The following is a 25,471-nucleotide window of genomic DNA, read 5'->3' on the forward strand; positions in this document are numbered from 1 at the left end:
TGGTGTTACTTTCTAATTCTCTATTCAGAAGTAAAGCCGAACGATTAATAGAATAACGGTTTAGCATTATACTGTCATGGCACGAAAACCAGAAGGAAAATTGAAAAGAGGCTGGACCACCGGTGCCTGTGCCACTGCGGCAACCAAAGCGGCCTATACAGCTCTTGTAACAAATCAATTTCCTGATCCTGTTACTATAACTCTCCCAAAAGGAGAGCAACCCGCTTTTGCCCTTTGCAGAGAAGAAAAAGACGATTGCTCTGCCATGGCAGCAATTATAAAGGATGCGGGCGACGACCCGGATGTCACCCATCGTGCCACGATAATCTCTCGGGTTCGACATGGCGTGCCTGGAAGCGGCATAGTCTTTCACGCTGGCGAAGGGGTTGGCATGGTGACCAAGCCGGGCCTACCCATTCCGACAGGTGAGCCAGCGATCAACCCGGTTCCCAGAAAAATGATGACCGAGGTCATCACGGAAATTGCCAACGAACACAATCTGCCCGGCGACGTGGAGATTGAAATATCCATTCCCGACGGCCAAGAACTGGCCCAGAGGACATGGAATCCGCGATTGGGCATTCTTGGTGGCCTGTCCATTCTGGGAACCACGGGTGTGGTTATTCCCTTTTCCTGTTCATCCTGGATTCATTCCATACATCGCGGCATTGATGTTGCCATAGCCACCAATCGCCCACATGTTGCCGGTTGCACCGGATCAACATCGGAAAAGGCTGTTATGGATCTCTACGGCCTTGAAGATACAGACATGCTTGATATGGGGGATTTTGCCGGAGGTATGCTCAAGTATCTCCGAGATCATCCTGTCCCCAAGCTCACCATTGGTGGTGGATTTGGCAAGCTGACCAAACTTGCCATGGGTCATATGGATCTTCACTCTGGCCGCAGTCAGGTCGATATGTCGTGGCTCGCCGATAGATTGCGTGAAATAAACGCCCCTGAAGATATCATTGAAAAAGCACAAACAGCCAATACAGCCAATCAAATCCTTGTTCGCTGTGTTGCTGAAAAAGTTCCACTGGCTGAAAAAGTTGCTCAACTTGCCCAGACAGAAGCCTTGAAGATTCTAAGAGGAAGCTCCCAAAAAAATAACACCGAGTTAGAGATTATTATCATTGATCGCCCCGGAACCATTGTTGCCAAAACCGGTTTTGCAAAATGACATCAACAGTCGCCAAGAAAACAGCCGGACAATCAAATCAGAACAAGGCTCAAACACGCATTTTGATTTTGGGTGGCACGACCGAAGCCAACCAACTCGCAGATCAACTCTCTTCATATCCCACCTATCATGTGACGACATCACGTGCCGGCGTCACAACAAACCGTAAGAAGGTATCCAGTAACGAAAGACTTGGTGGTTTCGGCGGCATAGAGGGCCTCATAGAATATCTGGAAACAAACACCATCGACATCGTTATAGATGCCACGCACCCCTTTGCCTCAACTATAACCAACCATGCCTGGATAGCCTGCCAAAAACTTGAGATCCCTCACCTTATTTTACAACGCCCGGCTTGGAAAAAAGAAGAAAACGACACATGGATTGATGTTCCAGATATGCAATCTGCACAGGACCATTTGCAATCTCTGGGCAATTCTTTAACTGTGTTTTTAACAACAGGACAAAAAGAACTCAGCGGTTTCACCGCACTAAAAAAGCATAACTTCGTGGCAAGAATGATCGAACCGCCCGCTACAGAGACAGAAGCATCTAACCTGAAAATCATCTTGCAACGTGGCCCCTTTTCGGTTCACGACGAAATCCAGCTTATAAAAGAAGACAAAATTGATCTGATTGTTAGCAAAAACTCTGGCGGTTCCGCAACCAGTGCAAAAATTACCGCAGCCCGAAAGCTCAACATTCCTGTCTTGATGATAGCGCGGCCCTCCTTATCCCCTGCACAGGTCAAGACGACAATAGAAGATTGCCTGGAATGGCTAGGCAACCTCTCTTGAATTCAGCTTTAAATACAAAAAAGTATTGATATTATGCGCATCAAACTTGAAAAAGAACGAAAAGCCGACATTATCCAAGCTCTGGTCAACTTTCACTACTCAGAGTTTGACGAAGATATCAGTGAATTTCGAGCAGCAGAGGTCGTCGATTTCCTGTTACAGAAAATTGGCCCATCACAATACAATCAAGGCATCGCAGATGCGCGAAAATACTTTTCCGAAAAACTGGATGATCTGGATACAGAGTTTTACGAACCGGAAGATTAAGCAATACTTTCAAACGAAGTAATGGAACTCATCGTTTGAGGTAAATAAGAGACAGAAATTACCGTTAACTTATTGGCATAATTTTTATTATCTCTTTAATATCAGATAGGTACATAGAAATAATTTTAAACAGGAACGAAAAATGCTGCGTTGGGGAATTCTATCAACTGCCAAAATTGCTGTAGAACACGTTATTCCGGCAATTTTAAATGCTGACAATGCTGTGATCACAGCTATCGCAAGCCGTGACAAATCAAAAGCAGATGCCCTTGCAGAACGCTTTGCAATTCCACATGCATTTGGATCATATGAAGAACTCTTGGCAAGTGATCTTGTAGACATTGTCTACATCCCCCTTCCCACTTCACATCATGTGGAATGGTCGATCAAAGCAGCAAATGCCGGGAAACATGTTCTCTGTGAAAAACCAATTTCATTAAAAGCGTCTCAAATAGAAGATATCATTCAAGCCAGAGATAAAAACAGCGTTCTGGTTTCAGAGGCTTTCATGATCACGTACCACCCCCAATGGCACAAAGTACGTGATTTAATTCAAAGCGGTGCCATCGGTGCTCTGTCACACGTTCAGGCCGCTTTCACCTATTTCAATAAAGACAGCAACAATATGCGGAACATCCGCAAGTTAGGCGGCGGCGCATTGCCTGATATCGGTGTTTACCCAACTGTTGCAACCCGCTTTGCAACAGGAACAGAACCAGTCGCCGTTTCCGCAAAGGTCAAATACGATCAAAACTTTGGCACAGATACCTTTGCATCCTGTCGCGCAGATTTTGGCCGATTTGAAATGACCATGTATGTCTCAACACAGCTCGCACATCGCCAAGAAATATCATTCCACGGTGACAAGGGATGGATAGAAGTGTCTGCCCCTTTCAATGCAGGCCTTTATGACGCAGACAAAGTCATACTCCACAACACAAATCATTCCGAGCAGCAGGAATTCCATTTTTCAGGTGTCAACCAGTACAAGCTGGAAATTGAAGCTTTTTCCCAGGCAGTGATCGATAAAAATTCAGCAGATAAGGCAAAAGTATTCAGCCTTGAAAACTCGCAAAAAAATCAACGCTTGATTGATGCAATTTACGCCGCAGGCGAAAGTGGGCTTTGGGAAAAGATTTAGCGAAACTTACGGTCAAAGCATATTCAAATCTCTAACTCGATTAGGTAAAACTTGCTTTTTTGCATTTTCACTTTTATGGTTTCTTCGCATTTCAATACGTGACAACACTTAAAGTTTAGAAAAAATTTACAATACATCTTTTAGTGTTGCCTTCCGAATTCACTTACTCATAGTCCTGAGTACCAAAAATGACAATTAAAGCAGTTCTTCAAAGCGGAGATGAAATTCAGGTCAATGGCCCCTTGATGCTGATGGCCGATGACGGACATATTGTCATAAGCCCGGAATTGTTTTCCTGTGCCCAGAACGGCGAGTTTATCAAGGTCCATATTGATAAACTCAGGGATGCAAATTTTTCCGAAGACAGCCTTGGTAAAATAAAAGAGCTAATGTCCTCTGAACTGCCAAGCGTTAAAGAAGCTTGGAAAAAGCTGCATAATCACCACATTCAGAATTAAAATCGCAATCAAAGTACTTCCGTTAGTCGATATCCCTCCCGCCGATAATGCGGCTTGGACTCCACTGAAATGCACCCAAAGATAGAAAAATATCTGTCAACACAAATATTATGATACACTGAACGCTTACTTTAGCTTGCAGCAAAGATTATTATCATGACCAATGATCTTCGTAGTGTATCTATTTCTAACGTCCGTTATATGGCTTTAACGTTCATCGTAAGTCTGGCTTTTGGAATATTTTTTCCCTTGAAAATCTCCATAGCCACTGAATATCAGATTTATAGCTATCACAATGTTCCCCCGTTTGTTGTCAGTGATAATAAAGGCTTAAGCCACGACCTGGTGAACTATCTGAACAGGCACGGTAACAAAAGGTTCCAATTCAAACTCAAGATTCTACCCAGAAAGCGACTGGACAATCTGCTAAAAGCAAACAGTGATATAATTATCCCTTGGGTTTCACCCGACTGGTTTGGCTCAGATGCAAAAACTCGCTTTGAATGGACAGCCCCTCTAATCTCTGATGGAAATGTTTATTTTTCACGGAAAGATCGTTCCATAGAGGTCAAAAGCATGGGGGATCTTGAGGATTTATTATTGGGCGGCGTTCTTGGTCATCGTTATGCACGAATTGACAATGAAGTCGCAAAAGGAGCTTTTTCCAGAATGAACGCCCCCCATGAGCGCAACCTCATCAAGATGGTCGTCGGCAAACGTGTTGATATCGGCTTAATGGCGGAAAGCTCTGCACGTTATCTCGTATGGGAAGAAAAGCTTAGCGAAGAAATTTATTTCAGCACATACAAACACAGCATCTTTCTTCGACGCTTTCTCGTAAGCGGATACCTTCCACAGGTCCGAGAGTTCCTTGACAGCATGATATTAAGAATGAAAGACGATCCGGAATGGGCCGCCATTAAATCACGCTACCAACTCCCCATCGAAATCAATTAATTCTCCTTTACCGTCAAAATATCTCCCTAGTCTCGTCATCGCCTTGGCATAAAGATTGAATGTACTTTAAGCATAGGAAGGATAGTTCCCATGTTTAAAATTACTTTTTTCCTCATATCGTTTTTGAACGGAGAGCAGGAAATGATCATTGGGGGATCAGAAACCTACGCAACTTATGAAAGCTGCAAGGCCTCGGCCGAGTTTGTTGCCCAGAACTCACCCGAAGGTTATCGAACGATTTGGGAATGCACGGAAGTGGGTTGATATGATTATTATTTCGTTATTTGTATATGAATATGATCATCATGGCGAGCCGCTTTGCATCCTTGGAAGCGGATAATCTCATTTGAAACTCCTAATCGCTTCGTCAAATAAGGTTCAATAAAAACCTTTGATACTCCATAAGACCTTCCCTCGGTCGTTAGCCACCGTAATGCCGTTGAGGTTCTTTTGGGATCAAGTTGGTAGTGCTGTTTATTCAACATTTGAAACCAATCCATATCCCACCGAAAATCCCAATTCTGATTACTATTAGAGCACAGCTGGCTATGGCTACCAGTAGGCTGTTCGAACCCCCAATACCCTATAGGAGATTTCGTTTCCCCTGCAGCATACATATTTTTATTGTCACGGTAATAGAATGCAATATCCAGTTTTTTCCCATCATCATGAGATAAGTGTGGCAGCAAAGGAAATCCGTCAAAAAAGGGAAAGTTTGCATCAAGCGCCAGTGTGTATGTGCCAGGAAACCTTGTATTCATATCAGTCGCCAAAGCATTACCAACGTGCAATAACTTTGGAGATACATACTGCCTATTCAACATACAATAAAGAGGCGACTGAACTAAAATTTTGTCTGGCTGATCTGAGAAACAAGGTAGTGCTACACGGCCAAACTGTGGTGCGATAAATATAGAGCTTCCCCATAGAAAGCCGTAAAAAATAATAAACAGAAGAAAGCTATAGCCAAATTTCAATTTACAATTTCGAGCTATATATCTTCTAAAAAATAAAGAGAGAAGGTAAGCAATACCGCCAATTTGTGTAACTACTGTAAAAACCACAAAAATGATAAAGTGCAAGAAGCCCTGAAAAATCTTAATCATTAAATTTGTTTAAGTGTTTTAATTAATAGAGTTTAAAATCTGCCTTGCATCCTATACATAAATTGTGTCCAAAATAAAAAGAGAGGCTCTCAGGCCTCTCTTTTCACTCATAAACCTAATAAATTTCAATCCAATCCACCCGGCACATTTGCTTCGCGTTCCACGACCGCTGCTTTTTTCTTATCCTTACCAAGGCGCAGGACATGAACAAAATCTGGATCGTATAGTTTGCTGTCGATGAAGTCTTTATCATCTGCAAGGACATGTCCGACCAGGATCAGAGCTGTACGGGTGATTTTGGCTTCACGGGCTTTTTCCCGCACGTCTTTGAGCGTACAGCGAATAATCAATTCATCCGGCCAGGTCACACGATATGCAATCACTACCGGACAATCTTCGCCGTAATGCGGAATTAGCGTTTCCTGAAGGTGTTTGAGGTTACGCACGGACAGGTGAATGGCAAGGGTTGCACCTGATTTGCCAAAGGTATCCAGATCTTCGTTGTTCGGCATTGCCGAAGATTTCATGGCTGTCCGTGTCAGAATAATCGACTGACTGACTTCCGGTAGTGTCAATTCCTTCTGGATAACCGCAGAAGCCGCAGCATAGGCTGAAACACCGGGGACAACTTCGTAATCGATACCTAGCTGATCAAGACGGCGCATCTGTTCGGCAACAGAACCATAGAGGCAGGGATCACCAGAGTGCACCCGCGCAACATCCTTACCATCTTTATGAGCCGTGCTGATGTCTTCGATGATCTCATCAAGATTCATCGGCGCAGTATCTTTGATCAAAACATCTTCTGGTGCAAAAGCAATAACGCCTTCCGGTACCAATGATCCCGCATAGAGACACACAGGGCACTTGGCAATGAGATCACGGCCTCGAATGGTTATAAGATCCGGTGCACCCGGACCAGCACCAATGAAATATACCGTCATGCTGCTGATCCTTCTGTGATCGTTTTCACTTCGCCTGTCTCGTCAAAGTTCTCATAGAGGTGGGCTTTCTTCTCATAACCGCGTGGGGTGTACACCCAACATGAACCGTCTGACTTTTCAATCTTGCGTGACGTCGAGGATCCGACAAGAACAACGGTCAACATATCAACCTGATCCGGCGTCAATTCATCAAGACGTAAAACAGTCATACTTTCCCCTTCGCGACCAAGGTTGCGGCCCAGCATAACCGGCGTATCTGCCGGGCGGTGTTGAAGGAGAATTTCAACCGCTGTGGCAAGCTGCTTGGTACGGCGTCTGGAAACAGGGTTATAGAAGGCAATAACAAAATCCCCCTGTGCCGCAGCATTCAAACGCTTTTCAATGGCTTCCCAAGGGGTCAAAAGATCAGAGAGAGAGATTGTGCAGAAGTCATGCCCCAAGGGTGCCCCGATACGAGCGGAAGCTCCCTGCAGTGCAGAAATACCCGGCGTCACCTGAATATCTACACGATTCCAATCGGCCCGTTCTCCACGATCCAAAAGCTCAAAGGTCAGTGCCGCCATGGCATAAATACCGGGATCACCTGAACAAACCAGTGCAACAGAGCGCCCTTCGGCAGCAAGGTTCAGGGCGATACGAACACGCATCTCTTCTTCGCCCAGTTCATAGCCGTGACGGTCCTTGCCTTCGGCCAAGGGACCAAGCAAATCAAGGTAGAGATGATACCCAACCAAATCCGTTACACCGCGGACCACACGATCCACTTCCGGTGCACGCCAACTCTGATCGCCGGGGCCCAAACCAACGACAAAGAGTTTACCGCGCGCCTGTCCCAAAGTTGATGTCTCGATGATCTTTTTTGATTGTCCAATAGCACAAGTCGCACGTTTGGACTTGTTCTTGGCAACAAGAAGTTTACCTTCATCACCAACAGCTGCGAGCGCAGATCCTTCGGACACCCCATGGCAGCCAACCTCGGCAAAGACGATATCTGATGGTGTTTCCAACCTCGGCGTCTGCTTTTCAAGTTCTTCAGCCGGGAAGAAACGCGCAGGAACATCCAGTTCGGCAGCAAGCGCCTCTACAGCCGTTTCATCCGCTTTGACATCAATAGAGAACACGCCCGCCAAGGCTTTAGGAGAAAGTCCCTCAGCTTTGAGAGTCTCATAAACAAGCTTTGAAAGTTCTTCTGATTCTGCATTTCGTTCACAACCAACACCAAGCGAGAGCGTTGCCGGGTGCAGTATCAGTTCTTTCTCAGAGCCAGTGAGATCCTTCTCGGTAACAGTGATAACAAGCTCACCGTCGTCAGAGATTGGAAGACTCCCTGTCTTCACCCAATCAGCATCCCCATTGAGTTTCACCTCTGCACCAGCCAGCACAGCCGCAATAAAGGCTTTATAATCTTGTGGATTACCAAGCTTCCAACCCGAAGGCGGATTATCCAGCGCGATGCCAAAACGATTATCAGAAGCCGTTGTAATTGAGGCAACAACATCAAGTTTACTGCTCAAGGCCTTTGCCAGGTCATTTGCCCCGTGATGGCCACCGAGTAGAGGAACCACAGCAGAGCCATTCTCTGCAACAGCAATGACAGGCGGTTCTGCACGCTTGTCGGCTAATAGTGGAGACAAACCCCGAATAAGAACACCGGCAGCACAGATACCGACAATGGCGCGCCCTTCGCGGAAAAGCGATTGAAGATGCGCAATGGTTTCATCAAAAGAAACATCAGCGCCTTCCACACGGCCCACGCGACCATGAATTTCGCCGACGCCATAGGCATCGCGTAATTTTTTAGCAAGTTTCGCGCCTTCTGCAGTCAGAGCTACGAAGGCAGGAGAGTGATCAAATTTTTGCGTCATTACAGTGTCCAGGCCTCACCACGTTTGTGGACCAAAATCATTGAGAAGTAAGGTGCCTTGGCATCCCCCACTTCGCTTAAAGGCATTACTTTCTGGTTTTCCATGGTTGCGCGTTCCACATAGCGAGCACAATCAACCAAATCCAGTTCTTCAAGAATGCTGCGAATTTTTTCAAAATGGCGACCAACCTTGATGATCGCCGCTGCCTGCACATTGCGCAGGCGTTGTTTCATAATATCGGCATCAACAGGGCCGGGAATGATTGTCATGACATCATTCCGCGCAGCCAAAGGAGCGCCAACCATTGCTGAACAAGCCATAAGGGACGAAACACCCGGTACGACCTCGACCTCGAAACGTTCCATCATGCGTCCAAAGAGATACATAAAGGACCCATAGAAAAACGGATCGCCTTCGCAAAGCACAACAACATCCTGTCCAGCTTCCAGAAACTCTGTAATATCCTTGGCCGCCTGATCATAAACGTCCTGTGCCGGAAAACGTTCTGTCACCATAGGTATACGGATAGGATATTCTGTTTGCCCGCCCGGTAGATGTTCCGCCACGATTGTCCGCGCCAGACTATCGCCAACATCCGGTGCCGGATAAGCCAACACCTTGGTTTTTTGAATCAACCGCAAGGCTTTTAAAGTCAAGAGTTCTGGATCGCCGGGGCCAATGCCGACGCCATAGAGTTTACCCGTCATATTTTTTCGTCACTGCATACTGGGTTACAGGCATCGCCGCCCGCCAGCCATGATAAGGTCCAATGGGGGATGCCTGACTAATCGAAATACGATTGAGTTCTCCCCCGACTTTTTTATGCCATTCAAAGAGTTTCATTTCACCTTCGAGCGTCACAACGTTTGCAACAAAGCGACCACCGGGCTTTAAAATCTTCCAGCAAATATCAAACAGCCCTTCTGAAGTGGCTCCCCCACCCACAAAAATCGCATCAGGGCGTTGCTCTTCTTTTATCAACTCACCAAGGACAGAAAGCAGTTCACCTTCTTTAATAGATAAAAAGGGCGTCCCCAAAGCCTGAGCATTCGCTGCGATGCTCGAAAGACGCTCTTTATCCCGCTCAATCGCAACAGCCTTTGTTCCCCGGGCCGCACGCATCCACTCAATAGAAATGGATCCACAACCAGCCCCCAGATCCCAAAGAATCTGTCCCGCCATCGGCATCAAAGCTGACAGGGTCGATGAACGCACAATCTTTTTGGTCAACTGCCCATCATGCACAAAAGCATCATCGGGTAATCCGGGAACCGTCGGCAATATTTCAGCACGGTGTGTTGCAATACACTCAACAGCAATCGTGTTAAGATCTGCACAGGTTGGGTAAGACCAACAGTGCGCAACCCCATCCAGTACCTGTTCTTTCTCTCCGCCCATGTGCTCAAGAACGGTAATCTTGCTATCGCCAAAACCACGATCTGTCAGCAATGAGGCGACTTCGGCAGGCGTTGTCCCGTTCTCACTTAGCATAAGCAATTGTGCCCCCGGCTGAACATGGGGATGAAGCAGGCTCAAAGGACGCCCGTGTAATGTTAACATATCAACATCCATCATGGCCCAACCAAGTCTGGAACAGGCCAGCGAATAGGATGAGATACCGGGAACAACAAGCATTTCACAAGCAGGAATGCGTTTGGAAAATGTGGCCCCAACACCGAAACACATCGGATCGCCCGACGCCAGAATACAAATATCTTCGCCCCTACGGTCGAGTATCTTTTCGACCATTGATGAAAAAGGTGAGGTCCAGGTTATCTGCTCTCGCTGGTCTTTGCCCAACATAGCCAAGTGGCGTTCTCCGCCAACAAGTACCTTTGTCTGATCAAGCAAACGACGGGCGACGGGTGTCAAGCTACCCAGCCCTTCTTCGCCAATGCCTAAAATGGTGAGCCAGGCACCCGTGTTTGCTTCAGAGGTCATTTGTTATCCTTTGCCACTGCATTCAGGGCAGCAGATGCAATTGCACTTCCCCCGCGACGACCACGCAATGTCATGTAAGGAACGTCAATCTTTGCATCGATCAAGGCATCTTTTGATTCAGCAGCCCCAACGAACCCAACTGGAAACCCAAGGATCGCGGCCGGCTTGGGCGCACCATCATGCAAAATTTCCAGTAACCGGAACAGTGCCGTCGGGGCATTCCCGATAACAACAACAGCCCCCTCAAGATGCTCTTTCCATAACTCGACTGCCGCAGCGGAGCGGGTATTACCAATTTCCTTGGCAATGTCAGGTACGCGCTCATCAATCAGGGGACACAGGATCTGATTATTCGCAGGAAGTCTGTTTCGAATAATACCATCACGTGCCATACGACAATCAACAATAATGGGTGCCCCGGCTATTAGCGCAGCCCTTCCCTTGGATGCAACATCATCAGTCCATGCAAGATCCTCAACCACCTCTGGCATACCGCAAGCGTGAATTACTCGCACTGCGACATCCACGACATCAGCAGGAAGAGCACTCAAGTCAGTCGCCGCTTCTATCTGAGCAAAGGACTCGCGATAGATCTCTTGCGGGTCCCGAATGTAATCGTATTCGACTGTCATGACCTTGGCCTTATCCCGAGATGTTATGCAATACCATCTTCTTTTTTCATGGTGACTGGCCCCAGCGGGTGGTCAGCATGCGGGTATGGATGGTGGTGATGGTCGTGATCATGTCCGTGACCATGCGAATGGCCATGGCTATGCCCGTGACTGTGATCATGTGAGTGGTCGTGAGAATGAGAGTGTCCATGATCGTGATCTTCTGCAGGGCCTGTACCGATCCCTTCCACATGGTGATGATGACTTTCTTGCGGTAGGCCGATTTCGGCCTCAAAACCCAGAACCTGCTCTCTGTACTTACAGAGCTTACAATTCATGACATTGGCACCGTCCAGGATCTCCTGAACACGATCTGCGAATGCGTCCAGAACCTGTGGGTGGTCAGAAAGGTATGGGGCTTTGACGAAATCAATCTCAGGATGGCGCTCAGCGACAAGGTCTGTATAGCTGTAAATACGCTTCACAAGAATACCCGTGAAAAGGAAATACGGGAAGACAATAACCCGCTTATAACCGAGCTTCGCAGCATGCTCGAGGCCAGGTTCAACAAGCGGGAAGGTTACGCCGGAATAACAAACTTCGCCCCAGCCGAAACCAAAACCTTCCCAAAGAAGACGCATTACCTTACTAACGTTGGAGTTCGCATCAGGGTCTGACGCGCCACGACCAACAACCATCAGCATAGTTTCACTAATCGGCACTTCACCGTTTTCTTTATTGGCACTATCCACAGCTTCCTGAATGCGGTCCCCAGCAGCCTTGATCAGCTTGGTATCAATACCGAGCTCACGACCGTATTCAATTTTCATCCCTGGGTTTTGTGCTTCGTAGGTACGTAAAACAGATGGAATATCGTTTTTGGCATGACCAGCAGCAAAAAGCATTCCGGGAATAGCCAAAACAAGATCATGTCCAGATTCACGCAAGTTATCCAGACCCGTTCGAATAATTGGCGTTGCGAATTCCAAAAAACCGCTATCAACTTCGTATTGAGGCAGACGTTCGCGAATACCCCGGGCAACGGATTCAAATTCACGGACGGCGCCTTCATCACGGCTGCCATGTCCACAAACCATTACACCAATTTTAGGACCGTTTTCGGTCATTATACTCACCTCATCCATCATTTTTTAGCAACAGGGGGGCGTTGCTGCGATACACTTTTATCAAATTATGGCTTACGACTACTTGACCTGTAACAAGACTGCTAACATTCTCGCGCCATGTTGATGTCGTATTTGGTCCAAGAACCACTTTTTTTACCAATCCTGATCCTGATTACTGCTATTTTCATAGATATCATAATCGGTGATCCTGCGTGGCTCTATCGCTATGTTCCTCACCCCGTGGTCATTATCGGGAAGGCCATAGAAATCAGTGAACACCGAATGAATAATCCCAAGAACAGCCGGATAAGCGGCATCTTTCTCGGGACCTTACTCTCAATCGTAATCATTGCTCTGGCCGTTGCTGTCGGTCTTATACTCTCCCGAACGCTGGGGCAAGTATCTCATGGCTGGATCATCGAATCCATCCTTGCTTCCAGCCTTATTGCCTATCGAGGTTTGGGGACAGCGGTTCACAATGTATCAACGGCACTTGCACAAAGCTTAGGGGAAGGCAGAAAGGCCATCGGCCATCTGGTTGGACGAGATCCGGAAAGTCTGGACGAGGCAGGCATCTGTCGGGCAGCAATCGAAAGCATGGCAGAAAATTTTTCTGACGGTGTTGTCGCCCCTGTTTTCTGGTTTGCTCTTTTTGGTCTGCCCGGACTTTGTGCTTACAAGGCAATCAATACTTTGGACAGTATGATCGGGCACAAAAACGAACGTTACGATGCCTTTGGCAAATTCGCTGCTCGTCTGGATGATCTGGTTAATCTGGTTCCCGCACGTCTGGCCGGATTGTTATACGTGTTTGCCGGTCTCTTGGTTCCCAAAGCATCAGCAGTCAGAGCCTTTAAAGTTATGGTTCGTGATGCCGGTCAACATCGGTCCCCCAATGCTGGATGGCAGGAAGCAGCTGTTGCAGGTGCGCTAGGTTTTGCCCTTGCTGGTCCTCGTAAATATCCGGGTTATGTCGTTGATGATCCCTGGATGGGTAACGGTGGCCGAAGCAACCTTTCTGCCAAGGATATAAAGTTGGCTCTGAAACTCTACATAGGTGCCGGTTTTTGGATGCTCTGTCCTTTCGCTGCCTGCTTGGGAATACTGGTCTTCCAGTTTTAGGTTCTTTCAACTCCCTTTTTCTGAACAAATCAGATGAGGGATTTGATTAAGCCCGAGATGGATAACACCATCAAGAGGATCAGAACCACATAGCGATAATGATTAGCTGAGCTACGCTGGAAAATATAATTGCCAAGATAGATACCCAGAGTTACTGGAACAACAAGAAGTAGTGCCCGTGCAATCGTAACCTGATCTAAAAGCCCGGCAAAAAACAAGGCTCCTGTGCCATAGGCATCTAGTACTAGAAAATACAGATTCATCGTAGCCCGAACGGCCTCTGCCGGAAGCGCCGCAGCCATCATATAGATCGCAACAGGTAATCCCCCCAAGGATGCAGCGCCATTGGCAACACCTGATACTAAGCCGACGGATAGATTCTTTGGATCACTTTCTTTTACTCTGAAGCGTGCACCCAAAAACAACAGAATACTTGCGATCAATACACCCAACGAGATGGCAATACGTAAAGGATCAGCGGGTATTATTTTCAACAGAAAAACACCTGCCGGCACACCAATTGCGGCACCGACACAAAGCCATTTCAACAGGCCCCAGTGGATAGCTGTCCAAGTCATCCGGGCCATTACCAAGCTTGAAATCATTTCAAGCAACAGCGCAATCGGGACAACCTCGACAGGTAGAAGCACTAGGGTTAATGATGTGACAATTAACGCAGAAAGGCCAAAACCAGCAAACCCACGACAAAGCCCGGCAACTGACCCGCAAAACAAAACGTACAACAGATCAAGAGCATCTAACTGAACTTGCTCTAATGAAAACACCATCACTCAGCCCTGCTTTCTCGGTACGAATCTTTTACAGCATCGAACCTTCTATATTTTACACTCGTTCAATTTAGGCAGAAGGACGTACCAACTGCACAACTTCATTTACAACGGAATAATCCTGATAACCAAGGCGCGCCAAGGGCTTCATTTTAGTCGCATCAACCATACCATCCGTAAGATAAGCCTCATCAATGTGCATTCCGACCACTTCCCCAAGAACCAGGGTATAGTGTTTGCCGCTATCGTTTTTCGGCAGGTCCACAGTTTTGAAAAGTTTGCATTCAAAGTGAACCGGTGCCCCCTTCACACGAGGAGGTTTGACTATCTGCGAAGGAAGTTTCTCAAGACCCGCCTCTTCAAACTCATCCACATCAACAGGGGCAGGCTTTGAGCTTTCGTTCATCGACGTTCGTTGTTCCCATGAAACAAGATTAAAAACGAACTCTTTTGTTTCTAGAATATTCCGAAGTGTATCCTTTGTACCTTCTTCCCGGCTATCCGGGGCTATGCCCACACCAATAATGGGTGGCTCATCCGCAAAAGCATTGAAAAAACTATAAGGTGCAAGATTACAAACACCCTCGGCTGACTGCGTTGAAAGCCATGCAATTGGGCGCGGAAGCACACAAGCTTTAAAAGGGTTGTAAGGCAAACCATGATCTTTGTGTTTGCCGGGAACGAAAAACATCTATGTCTCCGAAGAATAAAGGATCGCAATTAAAAGCTGCAACAAAGAAAGTACAGAAGCTTAGGACGTTCCAGTTAAAATCTAAAGCTTCATTTGCTCTCAACGAAAAAGGCGGCAAAAAGCCGCCTTCTTTTTAAAATTATTTTTTCTGGCTAGAACTCAATACCACGTTGAGCTTTAATGTTCTGATCTCTAAAGGGATGCTTAACCAAAGTCATCTCTGTCACAAGATCTGCGATTTCGATCATCTCTTCCTTGGCATTTCGTCCCGTAATAACAACGTGTAAGTCTTCTGGCTTGTTTTCAAGGAAATCAATCACTTCCTCCAAAACCAGATGATCATAGCGAAGTGTAATATTCAGCTCGTCCAAAACAATCATGTCATATTTCGGATTATCACCACGGCACGCATCTATCATTTCTTTGGATTTAGCCCATGCTTTTTCAGCGGCAGCAATATCACGTTCTCTATCTTGCGTATCCCAGGTAAAACCTTCGCCAAGTGCATACATTTCAACCTGATCAGGGAATTTTTCCAGAACGTATTTTTCACCTGTTTCCCACTTACCTTTTACAAACTGTACAACGCCTATTTTCATACCATTGCCAACAGCACGTGTCGCCAGACCAAATGCGGCTGTGGATTTACCTTTACCCTTACCCGTATGAACTATGATCAAACCTTTTTCATTGACCTTGTTCGATAGCATTTTGTCCCGGGCGGCTTTGCGCTTTTTTGATTTTTCATTGGCGCGTTCAAAATCTTCCGCGCTTGGTTTATTTTCTGTATCGCTCATTTAATGTCTCCCCAATGTCTTCTCTAACTATACGTTCTATAAAACAGCTTATTTAGCTGGCAACGATATTTTCCAACAGAGCACGTGCAGAATTGGAACGTGCTTTCCACAAGTTCCTGTCTTGCGCTTCGATCAGCCGCTCTGCCATTTCCCGCAAAGCAGCAGGATTATTTTGCTCCAAAAATTCGCGAACTTCTGCATCATCCAGATAGGCATCAAAAACAGCATCAAAATGATGATCTTCAACTACTTTTGCTGTCGCTGCAAAGGCAAAAAGATAATCCACTGTTGCCGCCATTTCAAAGGCCCCCTTGTAACCATGACGTCTGACACCATCAATCCACTTAGGATTAACAACACGCGCCCTGACGACACGGCCGATTTCTTCCTGAAGTGTTCTGATTTGCGGGCTTTCAGGGCGAGAATGATCATTGTGATAAACAGTTGGCTGTTCACCCGAAAGATGCCGAATAGCCGCGGTTATTCCACCTTCAAACTGGTAATAATCATCAGAATCCAGCAAATCATGCTCTCGATTATCCTGATTATGAATTACCGCTTCCACATCTCTCAGACGGCTTTCAAACAGGCCGTGTTCTGCTTCCCCAGCACCTCCGCTTCCATAGGCATAACCACCCCAACCTATATAGGCCTTGGCAAGATCGGCTTCTGATTCCCAACCGCGCTCATCAATCAATGCCTGTAATCCAGCGCCATAGGCCCCCGGTTTAGAACCAAAAACACGATATCCAGCACGCTTGACCGCCGTTTTTTCATCCAGACCTTTTGCAATGAGATCCTTAGATTCTGCGGATACTCTTGCAGCCAAGGGGTTCATTTTTTCTGTTTCGTCATCCAAAGCAGCAATAGCGCGGCAGGCAGAATCAAACAGATCAATCTGAGCGGGGAAAGCATCGCGGAAAAAACCGGAAACACGCAAAGTGACATCAACACGCGGCCGATCAAGAACAGACAAGGGCATGACCTCAAACCCCACGACACGTCTTGAAGTAGGTTCCCATTTTGGTTGAACTCCCATCAGAGCGAGGCCTTGTGCGATGTCATCCCCTCCTGTTCGCATATTGGATGTTCCCCAAGCAGAAAGCGCCATTCGCTTTGGCCAGGACCCGTTTTCCTGACGATATCGTTCAATCATCAAGTTTGCTGATTTCCAGCCTAAATGCCAAGCCGCTGGGGTCGGAACAACGCGGGAATCAACTGAATAAAAATTACGCCCCGTTGGCAGCACATCCGGACGCCCTCTCGTCGGAGCACCAGAAGGACCGGGTTCAACAAATTGTCCGTTAAGACCGCGCAGAGTGCCCTTAATCTCTTCGGCACCACAAGAGATTACAGTTGGTCCGATCGTGTTGTTTATCTCGGCAAGAACTGGGCGTGTATTCTCCCATTCATCTAATGCCTGCACCTCTCCGGATACCAGCTTTTGAGCCAAAATTTCCAGACGCTCTACAGTATCTCCGTTGGTTCGCCAGCTATCTCCCGCTGCGAGAACATCAGGCTTAGGACCAAACCAGGGATCACCAAACCGACAATCCAGGGGATCAAATTCAATCGGGAAGTTCAAATCTTTTGACAGCGATCTGATCAAAGAGGCATCCCCTTTTTTCCCTTCCCCACGCGGCAAACGCGTCAAGGCAATGAGCAGATCATCCAAAAGACGCCCTTCCGGGGCCAGGCCAAAGACATGCAGACCGTCGCGTATTTGCATTTCTTTCAATTCGCAAAGATAGTTATCCAGCTTTGAAAGCGCGGCATCTTCATCATCCGTTTGCTCAATCCCGCAATCTTTGTCCAGACCAATTCGCTGGGTAATTTTGAGAATTTCGTCCCTTAAAACTTTCAAACGTCGGGGATCAACCCCAGCAGCTTCGTAGTACTCATCACAAAGCTGCTCAAGGTCTGCCAGCGGACCATAGGATTCAGCCCGCGTTAATGGCGGCGTTAGGTGGTCGATGATCACCGCTTGGGCACGGCGTTTTGCTTGTGTGCCTTCACCGGGGTCATTCACAATAAAGGGATAGAGGTGCGGTGTTGGTCCAAAAACAGCTTCCGGGAAACATTCCCCGGAAAGTGCTAACGACTTACCGGGCAACCATTCCATATTTCCATGCTTGCCCATATGGATAATGGCATCAACCTTTTCTTCCTGTCGCAACCAAGCATAAAAGGCCAGATACCCATGTGGCGGCACCAGATCGGGATCATGATAGGTTTCAACAGGATTGATGTTATATCCACGCGCAGGCTGAAGTCCGATGATGATCTTGCCACAATGAAACGCAGATACAGCAAAGGCACCAGCATCTGGCATGTAAAAAGGATCATTCTCGAAAGCCCCCCATCTATCCTCTATAGCTGTTTTCACAGCAACAGGCAGAGCCTCCCAGAACTGTTCATAGGCACTTAAAGAAATCTTTGATCTGATAACGCGTCCATCAATGGCAGCATTGGTTGGTCCCTCTGCCATGCGCTCGACCAAAGCATTCCCGTCCGCAGGAATATCTGAAACGCTATACCCGGCGCCAACCATTGCCTTTAAAAGCTGTATTGTGCCTGCAGGTGTGTCGAGGCCAACGCCGTTCCCCATGCGCCCGTCCCGATTGGGATAGTTCGCCATAATCACCGCAACTTTGCGTTCAGAAATTTCTTTATTTCTAAGCCGCAGCCACGCTGCTGCCAAATCAGCAACAAAATCAATCCGGTCTGTTACCTCCTGATAACTGACAACAGAGCTTTGGGTTGCTTCGTCATAACGGGCTTCTGACTTGAATGAAACGGCACGGGAAAGGATACGCCCATCAACCTCTGGCAGCGCAACATTCATTGCAATATCGCGGGCTGAAAGACCGCTTAGACCCTCTCGCCACCCAGCCTCGTTCCCGCCAGAGAAAATAACCTGCAGAATTGGCGCATCAACAACATCGAAAGGGGTTTCTTTTCTGCTCACGCCGGGCGTTGAAATTGCAAAGCCCGTGGCATTCAGAATAAGTCCAGTATCTGCATCCTTTAACAGTGTGCTGATGATTCCTGCCGAAATCGGTTCTTTTAGCGAAGCACAATAAACAGGTAAGGGATTAATACCCTTTTCTTTCAGCGATTTGATCAAGGCATCAACCGGTGCCAGATTGGCAGCCTGTAAAAGCGCGCGATAAAAAACAATCGCAGCGACTGGTGCGCCAGCAACCCAGTCCCGACGCAAATCATTCAGCTCAGGATTATCACTTCCGGGCCAGTAAATGCCTGACCGCAATAACGGCTTTGGCTCTACCCACTCAAAATCGCGATCAATTAATCCAGCAAGGTAACATAACAGATTTCGGGAATTGTCCGGTCCACCGTGAATGAGATATTGCCAAACCCGATGATAAACATCCTGTGCTACTGTCGAATGGGCAGCAAGTTCTGCATCTGGCTGATCGTCACCCGGTAATAAAACCAGAGGAATATTCTTTTGCTTACAAATAGCCCTAAGCTGTTCGACCCCATAGGGCCAATAGCCCGCCCCTCCGAGGATTCGTGCCACAACAATCTTTGCATTGGCAATAATATCATCAACATACAAGTCGACTGACATGTTGTGAGATAGTTGCATCAAATTCGCCAAACGCAGAGACGGATATGCATCACCAATTACCTGTCTGGCCTGAACCAGACTGGCCAATTCGGTATCTGCCGCAGATACAATAACAATATCCCCTGGCGTTTGCCCCAGGTCGATTGCTTCGGATCCATCAGCGATTGCCCCGGGTTGGGCTTGTAACAGATGCATAGAGTATTTCTCTTGGTTTGCGTTCTTCTTCCTGGCTCAATATAAGCGTCGGATTGATATCGTAAAATCACCGGAACCGGGAGATTAGTATCTCGGTCTCGGTGTTATACTTTTTTAGGCCGCAAATGCAGCACGAATGGCAGGCTCATCCATATCGTGATCACCTATAATCACAAGACGGGAACGGCGCTCAACACCATCAGACCATTCCTGATCAAAATAATGTTGGAATCTGCTCCCAACACCTTGGATGACAAGGCGCATGTCTTTGTCAGCGACAGCAGCAAACCCCTTAACCCGAAGAATATCGTGCTCGGCGACAATCGGAAGCAACTTTTCAACTAACGCATCAGGGTTTGTGATCTCGCCCAACTCCACGGCAAAGCTCTCGAAATCATCGTGATCATGTTCGTGCCCATCATCATGGTGCGAAGGACGAGAATCCAAATCATCCTCGGCCGCAGCTTCCAACCCAAGCAGAACAGATGCGTTAATCTCACCATGAGATATTTTCACGATCTTTACTTCAGGGCGAATTTCTTTCCGGATAGCCTCCAGAACCGTGTCCATATCATCTTCGTTAAGCAGATCAAGCTTATTCACAACAACCATGTCAGCACAAGCAAGCTGTTCTTCAAAAAGCTCTTCCAAAGGACTTTCGTGATCAAGATTTTCATCCGCTTCACGTTGTTGCGCAATTGCCTCTGGGTTCGTGGCAAACAAACCATCGGCCACAGCTCTGCCATCAACCAAAGTAATAACGCCATCAACGGTTACGCGGGTACGGATCTCAGGCCAGTTAAAAGCTTTCACCAATGGCTTGGGTAAGGCCAGACCAGACGTTTCAATGATAATGTGATCAGGGGGTGTTTCGCGATTTAACAGCTTTTCAATTGTCGGAATAAAATCGTCCGCAACTGTGCAACAGATACATCCATTGGCGAGCTCGAGAACATCATCGTCATTACATCCTTCGATGCCACAACCTTTGACAATGTCACTATCGACACCCAGGTCACCAAATTCATTAATAATAAGCGCAATTCTTTTACCACCAGCCGTCTTCAAAAGATGTTGTATTGTCGAAGTTTTTCCAGCGCCCAGAAAACCTGTAATAACAGTGGCTGGAATTTTTGCTGCTTGAGACATACGTCAAAATCCTGCTTTTAAAAATTTAGTCAGAGCATATTGCAGATGGCTTAATCTGCATTGGTAACCCCGACACCATAAATGTTACGGAAGGGACTACTGCAGCAAGGCGTTGATGTAAACGCCCTGCATAGTCCCTGAAATCTCTGGACATCTTGTCCATGGGGACAATCCCTAAACCTACTTCGTTTGAAACTAACACAACAGGACATGATAACTCGGCCAAAGACGCGACCAGTTGTGCACCTTCTACGTCAGGATCACGCCCTTCCATCATCAGATTTGTTACCCACAAAGTCAGACAATCGACGAGAATAGCTGCATCAGGTCGATGAACTTGTTTCAAGCATTTCACTAAATCCAACGGCTCTTCAAAGGTTGTCCATCGCTCGCCACGACGTTCTTTATGCTCATCAATCCGATCAGCCATTTCGTCATCCCAGACTCTCGCTGTCGCGACATAAAGGCAATCTCCCTTTTGTCTCTCCACCAACTGTTCGGCATAACTGCTTTTCCCGGAACGAGCTCCACCCAAAATTAATGAGTGGGCAGCTCCAGCGTTTGTTTTTGACATCACTTTGAACTCTTTGTCCTCACAGGTCACATACCCGTTTTCATCAAATTCTTACCTAACTCTTTTCTCTTGGACATAAAGTTGTTGCAAGGCAAATATGAAAAACGGCTAATATGAATAAAACCATCGACAGTTCCCAACATTCCATGCATTTTCTACAGGCAATAAGTAGCGACGATTGGCTTCGAGTGTAATGAACAAACCAGATTTCAACGATAATTTTTGTAACAAATTAACCGAATTGCTGGAATGGCGCCGAGATGTACGTCAATTCAAGACTGATCCGCTACCAGAAGGCACACTTGACGAGCTATTAGACCTCGCCTGCCTTGCCCCATCTGTAGGAAACAGCCAACCCTGGCGTTATGTACTGATCGAGAGCAAAACAAAGAAGAAAGAAATCAAAGAAAACTTTGAGAGCGCAAATGCCCAGGCGCTTAGAGGCTATGATGGAGAAAAAGCAAAGCTATACGCCAAGCTTAAATTGTCAGGAATGGATCGCGCCCCAATACAGCTCGCGGTTTTTGCACACGAAGAAACCGAACAAGGCCATGGTCTGGGGCATCAATCCATGCCAGAAATGCTGCGATACTCTGCAGTGTTATCAGTCCATACTCTCTGGCTCGCAGCCAGAGCAAAGGGCATCGGCCTTGGATGGGTCTCTATCATCGATCCTGACGCAGTAAAGCAAACACTGGAAGTCCCGGACGAATGGGCACTTGTAGCCTATTGCTGCATTGGCTACCCGACCGAAGAAAAAGACACACCCGAACTGGTGACACTCGGTTGGCAAGATCGTTTGGGCGATTGCCGTAAGCTTCTTATTAAATAAAAAATGCCCGCTAAAGCAGGCATCTTTTCCAATTCATAACGCGATTTAATCTACGAAAGAGATTTAGATGCAATCTCGTAGACATCATTAGAAAGATTTTCAGTATCCAGAATTCGCTGTAATTCAGCCTTCATCATTTTCTGATGTGTCGCATTCATTCGGCGCCAACTCCCTAAAGGAGCCAGGATCTTTGAAGCAACTTGTGGATTAATTCCGTTCAAATGAATAATACTGTCGGCCAAGAAACGATATCCTTCGCCACCTTCGGCATGAAATCGTGCCGGATTTGCACCAGAGAATGATCCAATAAGAGCCCTGACTTTATTTGGATTCTTATAAGAGAATGCCGAGTGAGTCAGCAGTTTTTTCACCTCCCCCAATGCATTTGGAATTGTTGATGTCGCCTGAACAGCAAACCACTTATCCATAACCAAAGCATTATCAGCATAACGGTTTTCAAACACGCTGAGTGCCTTTTCTCTTTCCTCACCCGGAATGTCGGCCAATAAGGTTAAGGCGGCCATCCGATCCGTCATATTGTCGGCCATTTCAAATTGTTCAACAACAAGCTTCAAACACCCGGGATCATTTTCAATAACTGACAAGTATCCAAGCGCCGTATTACAAAGAGCACGACGCCCGGCAGAAACAGAATCCGGGCTATAGGCTGCGGTCTCTTTACCAGATGAATAAAGCTCTTTGAATTGTCCAAACAAGGCCTTCGCAATACCTGCTTTAAATACTGATCTGACCTTTTCGACAGCAACAAAATCAGCAACTTCCATTTGCTCTGTGACATAGTCAATAGATGGTAAGGTAAGCATCTGTGCCAAAAACGCCGGATCAAGTGACTTGTCTGCAATATTCAACGCCAAAGCATCCGCATATTGACGATCAAATTCAGCAACTCCACCAGCCTGAACAGACTTCACCATCTTAAGCATCAATCTGGAAGCATATGTTTGCGCTACATCCCACCGACTAAAAGCATCTTTATCATGTCCCATCAGGAACGCAAGATTTTCAGTTGTATATTTGGTCGATAGTTTTATTGGTGCTGAAAAGTTTCTATTTAAAGAGGGAATTGGCTGCTCACCAACATCAACAAAGGTAAATGTTTGCTTTTCCTGATCAAAACGGAGAGTACGTTTTGTTTCCTGATTTTCTGCATTCTCTCCCTCAAGCTTTAAAGGGAGTTCATTACCATTCTGTCCGATCAGACCAATGGTGAAAGGTATAAGCAGCGGTTGCTTTATATCCTGACCTGGTGTTGGTGCTGTGAACTGATCAAGCGTTAGGGTAAAAGTTTCCTGTTTTGCATCATAAGACCAGTTAGCTTCAACTTCAGGTGTACCCGCCTGGCTATACCAAAGACGGAAGTGCTTAAGATCTGCACCATTTGCATCTTCCATCGCCGCGACAAAATCGTCACAGGTTACCGCTTGGTTATCATGCCGTTCAAAATAAAGATCCAGTCCCTTGCGGAAACCATCCTTCCCAAGAAGTTCAGCCATCATCCTGATCACCTCTCCGCCTTTTTCATAGACGGTCGAAGTATAGAAGTTATTTATCTCTATATAAGACTCTGGTCGGATCGGATGAGAAAGAGGGCCAGCATCTTCCGGGAATTGTCGCGCACGTAACGTACGAACATCCAGAATTCGTTTTACTGGCGCAGAGCGCATATCTGCACTGAATTCCTGGTCCCTGTAAACCGTCAAACCTTCTTTTAAACTTAACTGAAACCAGTCACGGCACGTAACTCTGTTCCCTGTCCAGTTATGAAAATATTCATGCGCAACAATTGCTTCGATGCGTTCGAATTCAAAATCCGTCGCAGTATCAGGGCTTGCAAGAATACATTTTGAATTAAAAATATTCAGGCTCTTGTTCTCCATCGCGCCCATATTAAAGTCGCTAACAGCCACAATATTAAAGATACCCAGATCGTACTCTAGCCCGAACCGCTCTTCATCCCACTTCATCGAACGGATAAGAGAATCCATGGCGTAAGCGCACTTGTCTTCGTTTCCATGTTCAACAAAGATTTTAAGGGTCACGTCCCGACCAGAACTTGTTTTAAAACTGTCTTCGTAACAAGCCAAATCACCGGCAACCAAGGCAAACAAATAACTTGGTTTCGGGAAAGGGTCATCCCATCGCGCCCAGTGACTACCGTCATCTCCAATACCCTGATCAACTAAATTGCCATTCGAGAGCAGGATCGGATAACTGTTTCGATCAGCATGAACAGTCACCGTGTATGTCGCCATAACATCAGGACGATCCGGATAGTAGGTTATCCGGCGAAAACCTTCTGCCTCACATTGCGTGCAAAAATTCCCGCCAGATAGATAAAGACCTTCTAGCTTGGTGTTCTGCACAGGATTGATGCAGGTAATAATCTCAAGTACAGCTTCTGCAGGAAAATTTGGAATCGAAAGCGAAAATTCCCCGAGTTCATATTCATCACGCCCTAATATTCTTCCATCAATGGCGACAGAATCCAGACCAAGTTTATCCCCATCCAAAACAAGTGCTTGTTTGCTATCAGAATTTTGCCTGATCTTTAACTTGGAATGAACTTTTGTTGCTTCGGGTTTGAGAAAAAACGTTAAGTCAACATGATCTACCAAGAAAGCCGGCGCCACATAATCCTTTAACTGCGTAGCTTTCACCTGTGCCTTTTTCATAATTCCTCACCAAAAAACAACTTTAATTTATACAATATAATATTTACCTAATACTATTAGGTAAGAGCAGTAACAACAACGCCAAAACTACTATTTTCAATTGTTAATATATCAAGTTTGTTTTTGGAACCATGCCGATCATATTAAATTCGGAAAGCACAAAACGCCCTCTACGTGAGCTTTTACAGTCTTGAAGCTGTTTAAAATTGTATTGGAGCTACGCCGTAAAATTGAAATTCAAAACGATTTCATCACACGCAAAACGTTTGAGTGCAATATACGTATAAGACGGTATTATTATGTTGATTAATGCCTATTCGGCCGCGAGATGTTTCATCTTTGCAAACTGTGCATTAAGGGACTTTTCCTCATCAAGCATGTTTTTGATATCACACCCACACTTTCCACACTGTGGCGAACAATCCATGGCTTTATAAACACCCGCGACAGAAGAAGCGCCAAGGCCGACAACATTCTTCACATCTTTTTCTGTAAAGCCATTACATATGCAAACGTACATTTTCTCTCTCGCCGTTGAGAATGATTTTCATCCACGATCAACATATAGTGTAAATGATAATCGATTGCAAATAGATTAATAATGATAACTATATTTAAATGCACCATCACCTTTCTGG

Annotated in this window: 24 protein-coding genes; 9 read left to right on the forward strand and 15 right to left on the reverse strand. The window is 46.3% G+C overall.

The genetic code is table 11. The annotated features are described in order from the left end of the window. Nucleotides 1–76 precede the first annotated feature (76 nt). The 7 genes from D9A03_RS18055 to D9A03_RS19820 all read left to right on the forward strand — a co-directional run bounded on the left by D9A03_RS18055 (nucleotide 77) and on the right by D9A03_RS19820 (nucleotide 5,067). Entirely contained in the window at nucleotides 77–1,183 is a 1,107-nt protein-coding gene (locus tag D9A03_RS18055; protein WP_120498629.1) for a cobalt-precorrin-5B (C(1))-methyltransferase, read from the forward strand. Continuing rightward, the gene (locus D9A03_RS18060; RefSeq protein ID WP_120498630.1) at nucleotides 1,180–1,980 is read left to right on the forward strand and encodes a cobalt-precorrin-6A reductase; all 801 of its coding nucleotides are present in this window, start codon (nucleotides 1,180–1,182) and stop codon (nucleotides 1,978–1,980) included. The genes D9A03_RS18055 and D9A03_RS18060 overlap by 4 nt, the downstream gene beginning before the upstream one ends. A 33-nt stretch (nucleotides 1,981–2,013) precedes the next feature. Continuing rightward, on the forward strand, nucleotides 2,014–2,247 hold the full coding sequence (locus tag D9A03_RS18065; RefSeq protein WP_120498631.1) for a DUF2164 domain-containing protein: 234 nt from the start codon (nucleotides 2,014–2,016) through the stop codon (nucleotides 2,245–2,247). A 142-nt stretch (nucleotides 2,248–2,389) separates the two neighbouring features. Next, nucleotides 2,390–3,388: a Gfo/Idh/MocA family protein gene (locus D9A03_RS18070; protein WP_120498632.1), complete on the forward strand. Its 999-nt coding sequence runs from the start codon at nucleotides 2,390–2,392 to the stop codon at nucleotides 3,386–3,388. Nucleotides 3,389–3,576: 188 nt separating this feature from the next. Then, a complete protein-coding gene (locus D9A03_RS18075; protein ID WP_120498633.1) occupies nucleotides 3,577–3,846 on the forward strand; it encodes a hypothetical protein in 270 nt (89 codons plus the stop codon). Between the two features lie 156 nt (nucleotides 3,847–4,002). Next, nucleotides 4,003–4,803 carry an ABC transporter substrate-binding protein gene (locus D9A03_RS18080; RefSeq protein WP_120498634.1) on the forward strand — a complete coding sequence of 267 codons (801 nt, stop codon included), beginning with the start codon at nucleotides 4,003–4,005 and terminating at the stop codon, nucleotides 4,801–4,803. A 90-nt stretch (nucleotides 4,804–4,893) separates the two neighbouring features. After that, nucleotides 4,894–5,067: a YegP family protein gene (locus D9A03_RS19820; RefSeq protein WP_162938241.1), complete on the forward strand. Its 174-nt coding sequence runs from the start codon at nucleotides 4,894–4,896 to the stop codon at nucleotides 5,065–5,067. Between the two features lie 8 nt (nucleotides 5,068–5,075). Here the strand turns inward: D9A03_RS19820 and D9A03_RS18085 are convergent, their stop codons facing one another. The 7 genes from D9A03_RS18085 to D9A03_RS18115 form a co-directional block, all read right to left on the reverse strand. Then, on the reverse strand, nucleotides 5,076–5,909 hold the full coding sequence (locus D9A03_RS18085; protein WP_120498635.1) for a hypothetical protein: 834 nt from the start codon (nucleotides 5,907–5,909) through the stop codon (nucleotides 5,076–5,078). Between the two features lie 125 nt (nucleotides 5,910–6,034). Beyond that, entirely contained in the window at nucleotides 6,035–6,853 is an 819-nt protein-coding gene (gene cobM, locus D9A03_RS18090) for a precorrin-4 C(11)-methyltransferase (RefSeq protein ID WP_120498636.1), read from the reverse strand. After that, nucleotides 6,850–8,718, reverse strand: a complete 1,869-nt coding sequence (gene cobJ, locus D9A03_RS18095; RefSeq protein WP_120498637.1) for a precorrin-3B C(17)-methyltransferase — start codon at nucleotides 8,716–8,718, stop codon at nucleotides 6,850–6,852. Before cobJ ends, cobM begins: the two co-directional genes overlap by 4 nt. Continuing rightward, complete coding sequence (locus D9A03_RS18100; RefSeq protein ID WP_046508982.1) at nucleotides 8,718–9,425, reverse strand: precorrin-2 C(20)-methyltransferase; 708 nt, start codon at nucleotides 9,423–9,425, stop codon at nucleotides 8,718–8,720. The genes cobJ and D9A03_RS18100 overlap by 1 nt, the downstream gene beginning before the upstream one ends. Further along, nucleotides 9,415–10,659 carry a precorrin-6y C5,15-methyltransferase (decarboxylating) subunit CbiE gene (gene cbiE, locus D9A03_RS18105; protein ID WP_120498638.1) on the reverse strand — a complete coding sequence of 415 codons (1,245 nt, stop codon included), beginning with the start codon at nucleotides 10,657–10,659 and terminating at the stop codon, nucleotides 9,415–9,417. Before cbiE ends, D9A03_RS18100 begins: the two co-directional genes overlap by 11 nt. Continuing rightward, a complete protein-coding gene (locus D9A03_RS18110; protein WP_120498639.1) occupies nucleotides 10,656–11,291 on the reverse strand; it encodes a precorrin-8X methylmutase in 636 nt (211 codons plus the stop codon). Before D9A03_RS18110 ends, cbiE begins: the two co-directional genes overlap by 4 nt. A 23-nt stretch (nucleotides 11,292–11,314) precedes the next feature. Continuing rightward, on the reverse strand, nucleotides 11,315–12,397 hold the full coding sequence (locus D9A03_RS18115; protein WP_120498640.1) for a sirohydrochlorin chelatase: 1,083 nt from the start codon (nucleotides 12,395–12,397) through the stop codon (nucleotides 11,315–11,317). A 123-nt stretch (nucleotides 12,398–12,520) separates the two neighbouring features. Between D9A03_RS18115 and cbiB the strand changes: the two genes are divergently transcribed. After that, the gene (gene cbiB, locus D9A03_RS18120; protein ID WP_254055090.1) at nucleotides 12,521–13,519 is read left to right on the forward strand and encodes an adenosylcobinamide-phosphate synthase CbiB; all 999 of its coding nucleotides are present in this window, start codon (nucleotides 12,521–12,523) and stop codon (nucleotides 13,517–13,519) included. Between the two features lie 29 nt (nucleotides 13,520–13,548). Here cbiB and D9A03_RS18125 read toward each other — a convergent pair whose 3' ends face one another. The 6 genes from D9A03_RS18125 to cobU all read right to left on the reverse strand — a co-directional run bounded on the left by D9A03_RS18125 (nucleotide 13,549) and on the right by cobU (nucleotide 21,308). Beyond that, nucleotides 13,549–14,307 carry a sulfite exporter TauE/SafE family protein gene (locus D9A03_RS18125; protein WP_120498642.1) on the reverse strand — a complete coding sequence of 253 codons (759 nt, stop codon included), beginning with the start codon at nucleotides 14,305–14,307 and terminating at the stop codon, nucleotides 13,549–13,551. A 70-nt stretch (nucleotides 14,308–14,377) separates the two neighbouring features. Beyond that, the gene (locus D9A03_RS18130) at nucleotides 14,378–14,998 is read right to left on the reverse strand and encodes a flavin reductase family protein (RefSeq protein ID WP_120498643.1); all 621 of its coding nucleotides are present in this window, start codon (nucleotides 14,996–14,998) and stop codon (nucleotides 14,378–14,380) included. A gap of 152 nt (nucleotides 14,999–15,150) precedes the next feature. Then, complete coding sequence (cobO, locus tag D9A03_RS18135; RefSeq protein WP_120498644.1) at nucleotides 15,151–15,795, reverse strand: cob(I)yrinic acid a,c-diamide adenosyltransferase; 645 nt, start codon at nucleotides 15,793–15,795, stop codon at nucleotides 15,151–15,153. Nucleotides 15,796–15,847: 52 nt separating this feature from the next. Further along, nucleotides 15,848–19,585, reverse strand: coding sequence for a cobaltochelatase subunit CobN (gene cobN / locus D9A03_RS18140; protein WP_120498645.1), 3,738 nt, complete (start codon nucleotides 19,583–19,585; stop codon nucleotides 15,848–15,850). Between the two features lie 114 nt (nucleotides 19,586–19,699). Continuing rightward, nucleotides 19,700–20,734 carry a cobalamin biosynthesis protein CobW gene (gene cobW, locus D9A03_RS18145; RefSeq protein ID WP_120498646.1) on the reverse strand — a complete coding sequence of 345 codons (1,035 nt, stop codon included), beginning with the start codon at nucleotides 20,732–20,734 and terminating at the stop codon, nucleotides 19,700–19,702. A gap of 25 nt (nucleotides 20,735–20,759) precedes the next feature. Continuing rightward, nucleotides 20,760–21,308 carry a bifunctional adenosylcobinamide kinase/adenosylcobinamide-phosphate guanylyltransferase gene (cobU, locus tag D9A03_RS18150; protein WP_120498845.1) on the reverse strand — a complete coding sequence of 183 codons (549 nt, stop codon included), beginning with the start codon at nucleotides 21,306–21,308 and terminating at the stop codon, nucleotides 20,760–20,762. Nucleotides 21,309–21,501: 193 nt separating this feature from the next. Here cobU and bluB point away from each other — a divergent pair, with 193 nt between their 5' ends. Next, the gene (gene bluB / locus D9A03_RS18155; RefSeq protein ID WP_120498647.1) at nucleotides 21,502–22,140 is read left to right on the forward strand and encodes a 5,6-dimethylbenzimidazole synthase; all 639 of its coding nucleotides are present in this window, start codon (nucleotides 21,502–21,504) and stop codon (nucleotides 22,138–22,140) included. A gap of 50 nt (nucleotides 22,141–22,190) precedes the next feature. Here bluB and pepN read toward each other — a convergent pair whose 3' ends face one another. Further along, entirely contained in the window at nucleotides 22,191–24,833 is a 2,643-nt protein-coding gene (pepN, locus tag D9A03_RS18160; RefSeq protein WP_120498648.1) for an aminopeptidase N, read from the reverse strand. A 313-nt stretch (nucleotides 24,834–25,146) separates the two neighbouring features. Beyond that, complete coding sequence (locus tag D9A03_RS18165) at nucleotides 25,147–25,353, reverse strand: bacterioferritin-associated ferredoxin (RefSeq protein WP_120498649.1); 207 nt, start codon at nucleotides 25,351–25,353, stop codon at nucleotides 25,147–25,149. Nucleotides 25,354–25,471 lie beyond the last annotated feature (118 nt).

Source organism: Kiloniella sp. EL199, from assembly GCF_900313065.1.
Classification (GTDB): Bacteria; Pseudomonadota; Alphaproteobacteria; order Kiloniellales; family Kiloniellaceae; genus Kiloniella.

Coding starts and splice junctions, on each gene's coding strand:
- cobU (WP_120498845.1), bottom strand. CDS start 21,308: ATGTCAAAAACAAACGCTGGAGCTGCCCACTCATTAATTTTGGGTGGA.
- pepN (WP_120498648.1), bottom strand. CDS start 24,833: ATGAAAAAGGCACAGGTGAAAGCTACGCAGTTAAAGGATTATGTGGCG.
- D9A03_RS18085 (WP_120498635.1), bottom strand. CDS start 5,909: ATGATTAAGATTTTTCAGGGCTTCTTGCACTTTATCATTTTTGTGGTT.
- cobM (WP_120498636.1), bottom strand. CDS start 6,853: ATGACGGTATATTTCATTGGTGCTGGTCCGGGTGCACCGGATCTTATA.
- D9A03_RS18130 (WP_120498643.1), bottom strand. CDS start 14,998: ATGTTTTTCGTTCCCGGCAAACACAAAGATCATGGTTTGCCTTACAAC.
- cbiE (WP_120498638.1), bottom strand. CDS start 10,659: ATGACCTCTGAAGCAAACACGGGTGCCTGGCTCACCATTTTAGGCATT.
- bluB (WP_120498647.1), top strand. CDS start 21,502: ATGAACAAACCAGATTTCAACGATAATTTTTGTAACAAATTAACCGAA.
- D9A03_RS18075 (WP_120498633.1), top strand. CDS start 3,577: ATGACAATTAAAGCAGTTCTTCAAAGCGGAGATGAAATTCAGGTCAAT.
- D9A03_RS18165 (WP_120498649.1), bottom strand. CDS start 25,353: ATGTACGTTTGCATATGTAATGGCTTTACAGAAAAAGATGTGAAGAAT.
- D9A03_RS18055 (WP_120498629.1), top strand. CDS start 77: ATGGCACGAAAACCAGAAGGAAAATTGAAAAGAGGCTGGACCACCGGT.
- D9A03_RS18100 (WP_046508982.1), bottom strand. CDS start 9,425: ATGACGGGTAAACTCTATGGCGTCGGCATTGGCCCCGGCGATCCAGAA.
- D9A03_RS18065 (WP_120498631.1), top strand. CDS start 2,014: ATGCGCATCAAACTTGAAAAAGAACGAAAAGCCGACATTATCCAAGCT.
- D9A03_RS18080 (WP_120498634.1), top strand. CDS start 4,003: ATGACCAATGATCTTCGTAGTGTATCTATTTCTAACGTCCGTTATATG.
- cobO (WP_120498644.1), bottom strand. CDS start 15,795: ATGAGCGATACAGAAAATAAACCAAGCGCGGAAGATTTTGAACGCGCC.
- D9A03_RS18115 (WP_120498640.1), bottom strand. CDS start 12,397: ATGACCGAAAACGGTCCTAAAATTGGTGTAATGGTTTGTGGACATGGC.
- cobW (WP_120498646.1), bottom strand. CDS start 20,734: ATGTCTCAAGCAGCAAAAATTCCAGCCACTGTTATTACAGGTTTTCTG.
- cobJ (WP_120498637.1), bottom strand. CDS start 8,718: ATGACGCAAAAATTTGATCACTCTCCTGCCTTCGTAGCTCTGACTGCA.
- D9A03_RS18125 (WP_120498642.1), bottom strand. CDS start 14,307: ATGGTGTTTTCATTAGAGCAAGTTCAGTTAGATGCTCTTGATCTGTTG.
- D9A03_RS19820 (WP_162938241.1), top strand. CDS start 4,894: ATGTTTAAAATTACTTTTTTCCTCATATCGTTTTTGAACGGAGAGCAG.
- D9A03_RS18110 (WP_120498639.1), bottom strand. CDS start 11,291: ATGACAGTCGAATACGATTACATTCGGGACCCGCAAGAGATCTATCGC.
- D9A03_RS18060 (WP_120498630.1), top strand. CDS start 1,180: ATGACATCAACAGTCGCCAAGAAAACAGCCGGACAATCAAATCAGAAC.
- cobN (WP_120498645.1), bottom strand. CDS start 19,585: ATGCATCTGTTACAAGCCCAACCCGGGGCAATCGCTGATGGATCCGAA.
- cbiB (WP_254055090.1), top strand. CDS start 12,521: ATGTCGTATTTGGTCCAAGAACCACTTTTTTTACCAATCCTGATCCTG.
- D9A03_RS18070 (WP_120498632.1), top strand. CDS start 2,390: ATGCTGCGTTGGGGAATTCTATCAACTGCCAAAATTGCTGTAGAACAC.